Below are 12,346 nucleotides of genomic sequence, written 5' to 3'. Positions count from 1 at the left end.
CTGCCGCGAGAGTTTACGACAACCTGTCTGCTTTAGGTAAGCCTAACCTGATGTACGCTCCGGCCATGCCTCGCTACTCGGCCCTGGACCAGCTCCAGCTGAAGGTCCTCACCAAGGCGGTGTCCCTGGTGATGGCGAAGACGAACACCCGTGAGGTGTACGAGCAGTTCCGGATGACGGTGTCGGCGGTCGAGGATCTGACCGCGCACCTGCGCCGGGTCACGTTCCACGCGCCGGAGTTCGCCGAGTTCCGGCTCACCGGCCCGGACGAGTGGTTCGGCCTGCTCATGCCGCCCGCGAGCGGCGTGCTGACCATGCCCAGCGAGGACAAGCTCAACGTCCGGGCGGCGATCCGCGCCATGCCCGCCGACCAGCAGCCCGACGTGCGCTGGTACACCGTCCGCGCGCACCGACCGGAGCGGGGCGAGATCGACGCGGACTTCGTGCTGCACGGCGACGCCGGCCCCGGCACGCGCTGGGCGACCCGCGCGGCCGTCGGCCAGGAGGTGGGGTTCCGCGCCGGCGCGTCGGCCTACCAGGCATCCCCGCCCGGCGGCAGCGCGTTGCTCGTCGCCGACGAGACCGCGCTGCCCGCGCTCGCCGCGATCCTGGAGCAGCGCTCGGAGCACGACCTGCGGGTGTACGCCGAGGTGCCCGACGAGAGCTACGCGCTGCCGCTGGACGCCGTGGACTGGCTGTACCGCGGCGCGGACGCGCCGGGTTCGCACGTGGTGCCCGCGCTGCGCGACACCGCGCTCCCGGACTTCGACTACGCGTGGGCGTGCGGGGAATCGGGCCTGGCGACGGGCGTGCGGCGGCACCTGGTGAAGGAGCGCGGCGTCGACCGCCGCTCGGTGATGTTCAGCGGCTACTGGAAGGTGGGCGCGGCCCGGCTCTGACGCCGGAACCGCCGGGCCGCCGCCGACGTACCGCAAACCGAGTCACCGTCGCGGAAGAACACTCCGCGGCGGGGTGTGACGTCCACTCGTTCCGCCCGGGAGCGCGGTCTTGATCGTCTAGGGTCGGCCGGATGAATCCGACGTTCCGGGCCGCGGTCGGCACCGACACCGGCCACCGCTACACCGCGAACTTCGACGTGGCCCACCTCGCCACGTCCCCGCTGCTGGCCGCCGTCGCGGACGGCATGGGCGACGGCCCGGGCAGCTCGATGGCGGGCCGCACCGCCGTGGACCTCCTGGTGCGCGCCGCCCGGTCCGCCGAGGGCCTCGCGGACGCCGTCGCCACCGCCCACCGCCAGGTCGGCGACTACGGCCGGGAGATCGCCGCGCTGGCCGGCTGCACGCTGACCGCGCTGGTCGAGACCCCGGACGGCCTGTGGCTGGCGCACATCGGCGACTCCCGCGCGTACCGGCTGCGCCGGGGGCTGCTGGAACTGCTCACCGTCGACCACACGATGGCGTGGCTGGGCGCGGTGCACGGCTGGTACCCGTTCGACTCGCCCCAGGCCGCCGCCGCCCGCTACCAGCTCACCAGGTACGTCGGCCACCCGGCGGGGCCGGAGCCGGACCTGATGCGGCTGACCGCCGCGCCCGGTGACGTGTACCTGCTGTGCACCGACGGGGTGGCCGAGCAGGTGCCGTACCACCGGATCCACGAGACCCTGTCCCAGCAGGCGACCCCGGAGGTCATGGTCGGGGCGTTGCTGGCGATGGCGGACGCGGCGGGAGGCAACGACAACTCCACCGCGATCGTCCTGCGAGCCGAGTAGATGGTTGATTCCCAGGGTTGGTGGTCGTAGGCGGTCGGGGATCGTTTGACGTGGCGTCCGGTGTGGTCGTTGTGCCGGATGGCTGCGGTGGGGGCGGGGACGCGTTGCGGGACGCGGGCGATCACTCCCGCGGGTGTGCGTCCGCCGTGTCGTTCGAGGTCGAGTCGGGCGTTGAGGGTCTGGTCGATCGACTCGACGGTCTGGCGCAGCGGCTTGGGTCGGTGTCGAGGATGTCGAGCGGGGTGGTGCGTTCGTCGGCCTCGGCTCCGGTCAGGGCGTAGGCCTGATCACGACCTTGAGCAGGCCGGACGCCTTGCGCAGCCGCTTGTTGCAGCCGGGTTGGCCGGGCAGGTGGCAGGTCGTCGGTTCTGACGTCATCTAGAGGCCGAGCGCGGCGCAGGCCGCGTCGACGCCGGCGGCGCACAGCTCGTCGTAGGGCGCGTCCGGGAAGACCATCACGCAGTCCGCGAGGCCGCCCAGCGCCACGGTCGCCTTCACCGCGTCGACCAGCGACGGCTCGGGACCGACCAGCAGCACGGCGAGCCGCTGCCGCCACTGCCACACCTGGTCGAGCAGCCCGAGTTCCTGCAACGAGATGAGTTCGCGCACCAGCAGCGCCACCACCTCGCGGTGCCGGTACTGGAACTCGAAGTAGCCGGCGAGCAGCTCGCGCGGGGACATCCCGCCGCGCTCGGCCCGCTCGACGAACTCCCGGCCGTCGTCGAACAGCGGTTCCACGACGCTGCGCACCAGGTCTTCCCGGGACGCGAAGTGGTAGTACAGCGCGGGTTTCGAGACGCCCAGCCGGTCGGCGATGTCCTGGAGGCTGGTGCGCTGGAGCCCCTGCTTGAGGAACAGCTCACGGGCCACCGCCTGCGCGCGGGCCTTCGTGTCGGACTTCGGCCTGGACATCCCCGCAGCATACCGACTTAACGGTCGGTAAGGGGTTGCGGCCGCGCACCCGGCGACTTACCATCCGTTAAGTAAGTAAGGGGGGACCATGCGAGTACTCATCTCCGGCGCGAGCATCGCCGGACCCGTCCTGGCCTACTGGCTCGCCCGGTACGGCTTCGAGGTGACCGTCGTCGAACGCGCGCCGGCGCTGCGCAAGACCGGCGGCCACGCGGTGGACCTGTTCCGCCCGGCCATGGACATCGCCGAGCGGATGGGCGTGCTGCCCGCCGTGCAGGACCTCAGGACCGGCACCGACCGGATGACCGTGCACACCGCCGGCACCCGGCCCGTCGAGGTCGACCTGCGGCGGCTGTTCGGCGCGCTGTCCGACCGGCACGTCGAGATCATGCGCGACGACCTCGGCGAGGTGTTCCACCGCGCCGGCGCGGACGACGTGGAGTACGTGTTCGGCGACTCGATCACGTCGATCTCCGACGACGGCGACGTGACCTTCGAGCACGGCGCGCCCCGCCGGTTCGACGTGGTGGTCGGCGCGGACGGGCTGCACTCGAACGTCCGGCGGCTGGTGTTCGGGCAGGTGCGCGAGGAGTTCATCGGCGCGTACCTGGCGGTGCGGTCGCTGCCCGACCGCCTCGGCCTGGCCGACCGCACCATCGCGCACGTCGAACCCGGCCGGGTCGCCGCGCTCTACACCGCGCGCCACCTGCCCGACGCGCGGGCGGTGTTCCTGTTCCACAGCGACCGGGAGCTGGACTACCACTACCGGGACGTCGCGCGGCAGGAGGAGTTGCTGCGCACCGCGTTCGCGGACGTGGCCGGGGTGGCGGACTGGCTGGACGGCGACGGCGCGTTCTACTTCGACTCCATCACCCAGGTCCGGCTGGACACCTGGTCGCGGGGCCGGGTGTCGCTGGTCGGCGACGCGGGCTACTGCCCCGGACCGGCGGTCGGCGGGAGCACCAGCCTGGCCGTGGTCGGCGCGTACGTGCTGGCCGGGGAGCTGGCCTCGGCGGGCGGCGACCACGCGCGGGCGTTCGCCGCGTACGAACGGGAGATCGGCGACTACGTGCGCCGCAGCCGGGCGTTCGCGGTGGGTGCGGCGAAGCGGATCGTGCCGGTGACGCGGCGGGACGTGTGGCTGCTGCGCAACGTCGGCCGGGTCGTCTCCCACCTGCCGGTGCCGATCGGGCGGCTGCTGGCCAAGCTCGACGCGAACGGGTTGCGGCTGCACGATTCGGTGCGCCTCAAGGACTACCCGCTGCCGGTCGGCTCACGCTGAACGGGGCCGGGCCGCCCGCGAGTCGGGCGGCCCACCCCCGGGGTCACCAGCGGACGGCGCGGCGCTGGTTGCCGCTCTCCCCGACCACCACACCGGTGGCCGAGACGGCCCACGCGTTGGCCGTCCCGTCCGGGGCGAGCGCGCCCAGGTCGGTGATCGCGCCCGCCGCGGTCCACCGCACCGGCCGGTACGCGCCGGACGGCCCGCTCGCCTGGCCGACCACGACCCCCGCGTCGTTGATGGAGTTGGCCCAACTCGTCCCGGACACGGCCGGCACGCCCAGGTCGGTGATGGTGCCGTCCGGGTTCCACCGCACCGCGTGGTCGGCGGCGGTGGAGGTGCGGCTGTAGCCGACGATCGCGCCGTGGGCGTTGATGCCGCGCGCCCGGCTCTCGTACCCGCCGGGCAGGATCCCCAGGTCGGTGACCGTGCCGTCGGTGTTCCAGCGGGTGGCCCGGTTGCGCAGGCTGGTGCCCGCCGAGGTGCCCACGGCCGTCCCGTCCGGGGCGACCGCCTCGGGCATGGCCACGGTGTACCCGCCGGGCAGCGGTGGCAGTTCGGTGATCGTGCCGTCGACGTTCCAGCGCACGCCGCGCGTGGTTCCGGCGGCCCCGCCGAGCAAATAGCCGACCGCCACGCCGGAGTTGTTGATCGCGGCGGGATAGGCGCCCGTGCTCCCGGGCAGCAGCGGCAGCACGGTGGTCGTGCCGTCGGTGTTCCACCGGACCGGCGTGTGGATGAACAGGTTCGAGATCGAGTGCCCGACGACCACGCCGCTGTCGTTGATCCCCGTGGCGCTGCTGCCCCAGGCACCGGGCAGGGCACCGAGATCGGTGACCGTGCCGTCGGTGTTCCAGCGCGCCGCGCGGCTCCAGCTCGGGAACCCGTCGTAACCGGAACTCCCGACCACCTCGCCGCCGGCGTTCACGGCGCGCGCGATCGACGTGGTGGCACCGGGCAGGTGGCCCAGGTCGGTCGCCACCGGTACCGCTGCGGCCGGCGTCACGACGCCCACCGCGACCGCGCAGGCCACCGCGACCGCGCCGAAACCGCGACGAATCCTCATACGCACCCCCGAGTCCGCCCGACCGGGTCCCCACCCGGCCCTCCTGCGCAGCGTGCCACGGGGCCGATCACGCGCGCCAGGGTCGACCGGCGGGCGGCCTTCCGCGCGGACCCGTCGGTCATCGCCCGTGCGCAGCGGCCCGCGCGCCCCGTTCCCGTGGGACGCGCGGGCCGGGTCTCACCACCGGATGTCGGCCAGGTCGTCCAACGGCGGCCGGTCGCCGAGCAGCTCCGGCCCGGCCAGGGTGTCCGCCGCGTGCAGCGGCTCCGGGAAGGTGAACCCGCAGCGCGCCTCGACGTCGGTCAGCTTCACCTGGAACACCCGGAACTCGTCCAGTTCCAGCGATTCCAGCTGGTCGAGGTTCTGGGTCAGCACGAACGCGCGGGCCTTGAGCACGCCCTGCTCCACGAAGGCGATGACCTTCCAGTACTCGCGGGGCAGCCGCACGCCGCGGAACACCCGGTCGTCCTCCTGGAACACCGGGCCGCCGTAGACGCTCACCCTGAGGTCGTCCACCTCGACGTCGGCGAGCACCGCGTCCTCCAGCCTGCCCCACAGGCCGTGCCGCATGCTCTGGTTGAAGTCGTCCATCTGCGGGGTGATGTTGGTGAAGAAGAACGAGTCCACGTTGGCCTGTTCCGCCTCGGACTGGCTGCCCCACAACAGGTCCGCGCGCCGCGCCACGTGCCCGCGGTCGAGCCGGTTGCCCTTGTACAGCTCGTCGCCGACCTGGAACTTCGCCGGGATGCGCGAATCGAGGACGAACGGGATGCCGCTGCGGTTGATCGTCTTGAGCGTCTTGCCGTCGATGTTCCACGCCACCCAGAACGCGAACCGCCGCGACTTGCTCAGCGCCAGCGAGAAGTGCGTGTAGTCGACGACCTCCGTGCCGCCGAGCACCACCGCGTCGGCCTTGGCCGCCGCGCCCAGCACCGGCACGCCCACCGGCACGCCCAGGAAGTCCGCCGCGAACCCGGACTTCGCCGGTTTCGGCTGGGGCTTGGGCGGTTTGAGCGTCACGCCGAGCTTCTCGAACACCGACTGCGGCAGGCACGCCAACGCGTGCTCGTCCGTGCTGCCACCGGCCTCGCCGCCGAAGTGCAGGCCCGCCAAGGTCTTGCCGGGCTTGCCGTTGGCGGACTTGAACACCCAGGCCGCGCCCGAGTCGCCGCCGGTGCTGATCTCGCCGCCGGGGGCGGGCTTGGCCGGGTCGGGCCCGATCTCGAAGCAGCCGATCTCCTTGACGCCCGCCGCGCCGCCGTAGTCCAGCTTGACGATCGTGTCGACGCGGCGCACCACGCCGTGCGTGACGCCCGTGGTCCGGCCGCTCTTGACCACCTTGTCGCCGAGTTCCGGCTCGCCGATCCTGTCCACGGACACGCCGAGTTCGGCGATGTCGGCGGCGAACCGCCGGTCCTCGATGGTGGCGATCGCGCAGTCGCCCGCCGCGCCCAGGTGGGAGCGGACCAGGGTGCCCAGGCGGTTGCGCTCCAGCCGGTTGTCGTCGTGCGGACCGGGTTGGACGACGACCTCGCCGATCGCGCCGTCCGGGCCGTGCAGCACGTGCCAGTTCGACAGCACGTACGGCGTCCCGTCGACCTGGTCGTACACGATGCAGCCGACGGTGCCCGCCGACACCTTCACGTGCCCGACGCTGACGCCGGGCGTGACCGGGTCGACCCGGCTCTTGCGGTCGCCGGAGGTGCGTTCGGCGACGATCTGGAAGTTCGTCCGGTAGTCGCGTTCGAGCACGTCGGTCGGCACCTCGACGCCGTCCACGGTGATCGACTCGGGCAGCAGGGTGGTGCCCAGCGCGCCCAACGCCTCGGGCTCGGCCTTCTGCCGCACGGTGAACTGGACGGCGATCTCGTCGGTGGCCTTGCCGTCCTCGACCTTGTAGCCGATGCCGATCGAGGACACGTTGTGGTCGCGCAGGAAGTCGGTGCCCTTGGTGCGCACGAACCGCCGGAGCGAAGCCAGCAGCGTCTCGTTCTTCTTCTTGGCCATGAAGCGCAACCCCCTGTGTGCGCACGTCGGTGCCTTGCTGTCGACAACCCACAGGTCGCCGTTAGCCGCCGCCCGACCGGTTCACCCGTTCAGCCCAGGACCAGCCCGCCAAACGCCTACCTGATCAAGCTTCTCCAAGCAGGGCAACGGAAACATCAACAACCGGCGAACACCGGGTGGCCGGCGCGCACCACTTCGACGGGCCGCCGGGAAGATCACCGCGCGACGGGGTCGCCGCGGTGTGTGGTGACGGCGGGCCACGGGTACCCGGTGGCGGAACCTGGACGGGGGGCACGTCCGCCCGCACCGGGTCGATACTGCTTCCCAGACCCCGAGGCAGTGCCATGACGCAGTCACGTCCCGCTCGCCGCCGGCCCGGCGAGAGCCTGTGCGCGCTGCTGGCCGAGGCGGACTGGAGCGGTGAAGCGCTGGCCGTCGAGGTCAACGCGATCGGCGCCGAATCCGGTCTGTCGCTGCGGTACGGACGCGCGTCGGTCGCCCAGTGGCTGTCGGGGGCGCGTCCCCGCCCGCCGGTGCCGGGGTTGATCGCCGAGGCGTTGTCCCGCCGCCTGCGCCGCCGCACGACGCCGGCCGAACTCGGGTACGCCGAGCCCGCCGGGGAGTCCGTCCCGTGGTGGGAGGAGGACCCGGTGGCCCGGCTGTCCGCCCTCTGCGCCGCAGCGGGCTCCCGGCGGCTCGGCACCGCGTTCGTCTACCGCCTCGAACCGCCGCCGGCGGCCGGCTGGGAGGGTGCCGTGGCGGTGCGCGCCGCGCTCGTGCCCCGGGACGCGACCTCGATCCGGGTGGGCCGGGACGAGGTGGACGCCGCCGGCACGATGCTGCGGCTGTTCTCGGCCACCGACGCCGCCCACGGTGCCGGCGCGACGCGGCCGGCCGTCGCCGACTACCTGGCGACCGCCATCGGCCCGTGGCTGCGCGCGCCGACCACCGGCCCGCTGCGCCGCGACCTGTTCTCGGTGGCCGCGCGGATGGCCTACCTGTGCGGCTTCCTGTGCGTGGACGACCGGCTCGACGGTCTCGCGCAGCGCTACTACCTCAGCGCGCTGCGGCTCTCGGCCGAGGCCGACGACCCGGCCGGCTACGCGGTCACCCTGCGCGGAATGTCCTTGCAGGCGCACACACTCGGCCACCCCGCCGACGCCCTCGACCTGGCCGAGGCCGCCGCGCGGGCGGGCACCCGCGCGCCGAGGTCGACCCGGGCGTTCCTGGACGGCCAGGTGGCGCTGGCCTGCGCCGCGAACGGCGAACGGCACCGGGCGCTGGCGCACCTGCGGTCGGCCGAGCGCCGGCTGGACCACGACGCCGGCTCCGCGTCGGTGGTCGGCACCCACCACTGGGCGTCCCTGGCCCACCAGGAGGCCGCGGTCCTCGCCCGCCTCGGTGACCGCCCCGGCGCGATGAGGGCGCTGGAGCGGTCGATCCGCCACCGGCCGGCCACCGAACGCCGGTCCCGGCTCATCACCGTGGCGCGCCTGGCCGAACTCCGGCTGCGGCACGGTCGGATCGACCACGCCGTGGAGACCTGGCACCGCTTCCTGGACGACTACCCCGCCGTCCGCAGTGCCCGCGCCCGCGCCGCGCTGTCGGCCATGCGCGCCATGCTGCGCCCCTACGCCAACCACCGCGCCGCCACCGCGTTGCTGCACCGCGCCACCGCCGTGCACCAGATCACCCGACGGCCCGGGACGTCGCGGCGGGCCCCCGAGGTGCCACCGCCGGTCACCGAACCGGTCACCGCGCCGGACAGCGTCGCCGATGCGGTGGCCGAACTCGACCACGCGACCGCCGCCGCCGAACGGGCCCGCGCCCGTCTGGTACAGGCGCTGCGCGCGGAGAACGAGGCGGGAACGAGTGCGAACCGGTTGGCGGACGCCGCAGCCGGCGTGATGTCCCGGCCGCTCGTGCTCCGCGCGCTGCGGAAACCGTGACCGGCCCGTAACGTCGGAACCGGCCGGCCACGTCCCGTCCGGGGGGTGCGGCTGCCACTGCTCGCAGCCGCGCGGCCGACTCCCCCGCCCGCGCGCCACGTCGGTGGAACCCGAACGGGAGGAACCGGGCAGCGCCGCCTCAGGACGGACAGCAGAGCGTGTTTTGTCGGGACGCGCCGACGCACGAAGGCATGGACTTCGCCGAGAACTCCCTTGCAGGGACCCACATCGGGTACATCCTTGAACCTCACCCCAACAGTTTCGTCTGGAGAGGTCGGTCTGATGAACCGAAGTGTGGTGCGGGAGAGGTCGAAGTCCTCGACCCAGGTGGTCGAGGGCGAGGTCGTGGTCGCGCGGCGGCTGGAGATCCCGGTGCGCGGCAAGGTCCGGTGCGCGGCCGCGCCGCTGGTCGCCGGCGAACTCCGGCGGCGCGGCATCCGGGTCCGGTTCGGCACGTTCGGCGCGCCCCGGGCCGGGCAGGACGGGGCAGGCGCGGAGCTGGACGTGACGAGTTGGCTGGACCGGGAGGGGCGTCCGATCGGTTTCGGCGCGGCCGCGCACAGCGCCGATGCGGCAGCCCTGGCGGCGACCAAGGAGGTGATGGACGAGTGGTCGTCGGTCCTGCGCACGCGCCGGATGGTGCTGACGGAGGTGACACCGGCCTGCTGGGGGATGCGACGCGCGGTCGCGGCCGCCGGACGGGCGCTCACCCGCGGCGACCCCGTCTACCTGCTCGGGCGGATGGTCGCCGAGGCGCACGTGGCCGACGAGATGGCCGGGCGGGGCGCGAAGGTCGCGACCGACCTGGCCGCCGTGCCCGCCGGCGCCACGGTGGTCTTCCCCGCGCACGGCGTTTCCCGTTCCGTGCGGGCCGATGCCGCCGCGCTGGAACTGTCCGTTGTGGACGCGACCTGCCCGCTGGTCGCACGGGTCCACGCCGATGTGGAGAAGTTCGTGCGGCGGGGCGACACGGTCGTGGTGATCGGCCGGGCGGGTCACGCGATGCTGGAGCCGCTGCTGGCGTCGGCACCGGAGGACATCAGGGTGGTGGAGAACGCCGAGGACGTCCGCCGGCTGGAGTTCGCGTTCCCGGACCGGGTCTCGTTCCTGGTGGCACCGGGATTTCCGGTGGAGGAGGCCACCGCCGTGATCACGGCCCTCCGGCACGCCGTGCCCCGCGTGCGCGCCCAGCACCCGGACGGCCTGTGCTACGCGGCCAGCGACCGCGCCGAGGCGGTCGGTGGCGTGGCCAAGGCGTCCGACGTGTTCCTGGTGGTCGGCGCGGCCGACGACCCGGACGTGCGGGTCGCGGTCGAGTGGGCGCGGGCGGCCGGCTGCCCCGAGGTGCACGCGGTGGCCGGGGTGGAGGAGATCCGGCCCCGGTGGCTGGCGTCGGCGTGGAGCATCGGCGTCACCAACTCGCTGTCGGCCGCGCCGCAGGTGGTGGACGACATCGCGACGGCGGTGGCCGGCCTGGGGCCGATGGCGGTGGTGCGCCGCGAAGTCGACACCTACGACACCGCGTTGGGGGTGCCGGCGTGGCACGCGCCGTCCCCGCCGCCCGCCGCGCCCGCCGAGCCGATCAGGACCGGGTGACCGGATCGCCGGGGTCCGTGCCGGATCCCGCCGTGACGAGCGGGATCCGGCGCGGCGCGCGGGTCGTCCGCCGGGGTCGCCCCGGCCGGGTCAGAGCAGGCCGTGGTCGCGGGCGTAGAGGGCGGCCTGGGTGCGGTCGCGCAGGGCCAGGCGGGTCAGGATGCGGGAGATGTGGTTCTTCACCGTGCCCTCGCTGACGTACAGGCGTCGGGCGATCTCCCGATTGGTGCTGCCGCCCGCGACGAGCTTGAGCACCTCCACCTCGCGTGCGGTGAGCGCGTGGTCGGCGGGCGGTGACGCCGTGCCGCGGTTCAACGCCGCCGCGAGCCGGGCCGCCGCGGCCGGATCGAACTGGGCGATGCCGTCGTGCGCGAGCAGGACCGCGGCGGCCAGCTCCCGGGCCGGCCGGTCCTTGAGCAGGTAGCCGCTCGCCCCGCCGCGCAGCGCGTGCACGACGTACTCCTCGTCGTCGAAGGTGGTCAGCATGACGACCCGGCACGTGGGCACGCGCCCGCGCAGCACGGCCAGCGCGTCGATCCCGTTCATCACCGGCATCCGCACGTCCATCAGCACCACGTCGGGCAGCAGCTCGACCGCGCGGTCCACCGCCGCGCGCCCGTCACCGGCCGTGCCGACGACGGCGATGCCCGGCTGGATGTCCAGCAGCGACGCGATGCTCTCCCGGATCAGCTGCTGGTCGTCCACCACCAGCACGCGCACGTCGTTCACGGCGTCCTCGGAATCGTGACCACCAGGCGGGTTCCGGCCTCGCCGCGCACGTCGACCGTGCCGCCGAGCTGCGCCACCCGGTCCCGCATCCCGGCCAACCCGAACCCCTCGCGCCCGGGCTCGAACCCCCGGCCGTCGTCCACCACCTCCAGCCGCAGACCCGAATGTCCACAGTGGACGGACACGGCGACGGCGGACGCCTCGGCGTGCCGCAACGCGTTGGTGATCCCCTCCTGCGCCGCCCGGTACACGGCGAACAGCGCGGCGGGTTCGTGACCGGTCTCGTCGCCCCGGCAGTCCAGCGCCACCTTCAGCCCGCCGGTCAACTCCTCCAGCGCCGACGCCAGCCGGAACGGCTCGCGCAGCGTGCGCACCGAACTCCGCACGTCCGCCAACGCCCGGCGCGCCGACTCCCGCGCGTCCGCCAGCGCCCGGTCGGCCACCGCCGGGTCCCGCTCCCGGAACGCGGACGCCTTCTCCAGCAACACGGCCACCGCCGTCAGGTGGTGCCCGAGCCCGTCGTGGACCTCCCGCGCCACCCGGTTGCGCTCGGCCGCCGCCGACAGCTCGGCCAGCCGCGCGCGGCTGAGCCGCGCCTCGACCGCCACCGCCGCCATGGCCACCGTGAGCACCAGCCCGACCGCGAACATCAGCAGGTCCGACACCTGCTCGACCTGCCGCGCCCACCCCGGCGCGGTCACCTCGAACGCCACCACCAGCAGCACCAGGCAGCCGACCCCGAGCCCGACCGCGACCAGCCGGCCGAACACGAAGTACGCGCCGAACGGCAGCAGCAGCAACAGCACCCGCGACATCCCGGAGCCGTCGGCCGCGACCACGACGACGACCAGCGCCGCCCGTGCCGCCAGCAGCGCCACGGCGGGCCTGGCCGGGGTCCACGCCGGGTACCGGCGGCGTTCCAGCACGTCCACCGAGGCCAGCACCACCAGACCCGCCACGAACTCCGGCCGCACCACGCCGAGCCCGGTCAGGCCCGCGTAGCAGCCGGCGACCAGCACGACCCCGTACAGCAGCGGGGACAACCACGGAACCGGGCGCACCAGCGCAGGCTACTT

Annotated in this window: 10 protein-coding genes and 1 pseudogene; 5 read left to right on the top strand and 6 right to left on the bottom strand. The window is 73.8% G+C overall.

Features of this window, described 5'->3' with window-relative positions:
- Positions 1 to 65 precede the first annotated feature (65 nt).
- Both AC0HI0_RS01270 and AC0HI0_RS01265 read left to right on the top strand, forming a co-directional pair.
- The gene (locus AC0HI0_RS01270) at positions 66 to 899 is read left to right on the top strand and encodes a siderophore-interacting protein (RefSeq protein WP_480930362.1); all 834 of its coding nucleotides are present in this window, start codon (positions 66 to 68) and stop codon (positions 897 to 899) included.
- 131 nt (positions 900 to 1,030) lie between these two features.
- Positions 1,031 to 1,729: a PP2C family protein-serine/threonine phosphatase gene (locus AC0HI0_RS01265; RefSeq protein ID WP_480930361.1), complete on the top strand. Its 699-nt coding sequence runs from the start codon at positions 1,031 to 1,033 to the stop codon at positions 1,727 to 1,729.
- Positions 1,730 to 1,749: 20 nt separating this feature from the next.
- On the opposite strand, the pseudogene AC0HI0_RS01260 reads toward AC0HI0_RS01265, so the two are convergent.
- Positions 1,750 to 1,938 (bottom strand): annotated as a pseudogene (locus tag AC0HI0_RS01260) (IS982 family transposase); the annotation flags it as partial.
- A gap of 169 nt (positions 1,939 to 2,107) precedes the next feature.
- Positions 2,108 to 2,641, bottom strand: a complete 534-nt coding sequence (locus AC0HI0_RS01255; RefSeq protein ID WP_480930360.1) for a TetR/AcrR family transcriptional regulator — start codon at positions 2,639 to 2,641, stop codon at positions 2,108 to 2,110.
- An 88-nt stretch (positions 2,642 to 2,729) separates the two neighbouring features.
- Between AC0HI0_RS01255 and AC0HI0_RS01250 the strand changes: the two genes are divergently transcribed.
- Positions 2,730 to 3,923 carry an FAD-dependent monooxygenase gene (locus tag AC0HI0_RS01250; protein ID WP_480930359.1) on the top strand — a complete coding sequence of 398 codons (1,194 nt, stop codon included), beginning with the start codon at positions 2,730 to 2,732 and terminating at the stop codon, positions 3,921 to 3,923.
- Positions 3,924 to 3,966: 43 nt separating this feature from the next.
- Here the strand turns inward: AC0HI0_RS01250 and AC0HI0_RS01245 are convergent, their stop codons facing one another.
- Together AC0HI0_RS01245 and AC0HI0_RS01240 are read right to left on the bottom strand one after the other, a co-directional pair.
- Positions 3,967 to 4,989 (bottom strand): hypothetical protein, encoded by a 1,023-nt coding sequence (locus tag AC0HI0_RS01245; protein WP_480930358.1) that lies wholly within the window; start codon positions 4,987 to 4,989, stop codon positions 3,967 to 3,969.
- 177 nt (positions 4,990 to 5,166) lie between these two features.
- Complete coding sequence (locus AC0HI0_RS01240) at positions 5,167 to 6,996, bottom strand: DNA/RNA non-specific endonuclease (protein ID WP_480930357.1); 1,830 nt, start codon at positions 6,994 to 6,996, stop codon at positions 5,167 to 5,169.
- Positions 6,997 to 7,340: 344 nt separating this feature from the next.
- Between AC0HI0_RS01240 and AC0HI0_RS01235 the strand changes: the two genes are divergently transcribed.
- Both AC0HI0_RS01235 and AC0HI0_RS01230 read left to right on the top strand, forming a co-directional pair.
- A complete protein-coding gene (locus tag AC0HI0_RS01235) occupies positions 7,341 to 8,945 on the top strand; it encodes an NsdA family TPR-like regulatory protein (protein WP_480930356.1) in 1,605 nt (534 codons plus the stop codon).
- Positions 8,946 to 9,227: 282 nt separating this feature from the next.
- On the top strand, positions 9,228 to 10,541 hold the full coding sequence (locus AC0HI0_RS01230; protein ID WP_480930355.1) for a 4-hydroxy-3-methylbut-2-enyl diphosphate reductase: 1,314 nt from the start codon (positions 9,228 to 9,230) through the stop codon (positions 10,539 to 10,541).
- Between the two features lie 90 nt (positions 10,542 to 10,631).
- Here the strand turns inward: AC0HI0_RS01230 and AC0HI0_RS01225 are convergent, their stop codons facing one another.
- Together AC0HI0_RS01225 and AC0HI0_RS01220 are read right to left on the bottom strand one after the other, a co-directional pair.
- Positions 10,632 to 11,270, bottom strand: coding sequence for a response regulator (locus tag AC0HI0_RS01225; protein ID WP_480930354.1), 639 nt, complete (start codon positions 11,268 to 11,270; stop codon positions 10,632 to 10,634).
- Entirely contained in the window at positions 11,267 to 12,331 is a 1,065-nt protein-coding gene (locus AC0HI0_RS01220) for a sensor histidine kinase (protein WP_480930353.1), read from the bottom strand. Before AC0HI0_RS01220 ends, AC0HI0_RS01225 begins: the two co-directional genes overlap by 4 nt.
- Between the last annotated feature and the right edge of the window lie 15 nt (positions 12,332 to 12,346).

The organism is Saccharothrix sp. NBAS 001 (genome assembly GCF_056640475.1).
Note: the sequence above shows the minus strand (reverse complement) of the source record. Positions and strands in the feature narration are given on the sequence as shown.

Bases quoted from the DNA above. Each gene is read 5' to 3' on its own strand.
- AC0HI0_RS01270 (WP_480930362.1), top strand. From the start codon at position 66: ATGCCTCGCTACTCGGCCCTGGACCAGCTCCAGCTGAAGGTCCTCACC.
- AC0HI0_RS01245 (WP_480930358.1), bottom strand. From the start codon at position 4,989: ATGAGGATTCGTCGCGGTTTCGGCGCGGTCGCGGTGGCCTGCGCGGTC.
- AC0HI0_RS01235 (WP_480930356.1), top strand. From the start codon at position 7,341: ATGACGCAGTCACGTCCCGCTCGCCGCCGGCCCGGCGAGAGCCTGTGC.
- AC0HI0_RS01265 (WP_480930361.1), top strand. From the start codon at position 1,031: ATGAATCCGACGTTCCGGGCCGCGGTCGGCACCGACACCGGCCACCGC.
- AC0HI0_RS01255 (WP_480930360.1), bottom strand. From the start codon at position 2,641: ATGTCCAGGCCGAAGTCCGACACGAAGGCCCGCGCGCAGGCGGTGGCC.
- AC0HI0_RS01240 (WP_480930357.1), bottom strand. From the start codon at position 6,996: ATGGCCAAGAAGAAGAACGAGACGCTGCTGGCTTCGCTCCGGCGGTTC.
- AC0HI0_RS01230 (WP_480930355.1), top strand. From the start codon at position 9,228: ATGAACCGAAGTGTGGTGCGGGAGAGGTCGAAGTCCTCGACCCAGGTG.
- AC0HI0_RS01250 (WP_480930359.1), top strand. From the start codon at position 2,730: ATGCGAGTACTCATCTCCGGCGCGAGCATCGCCGGACCCGTCCTGGCC.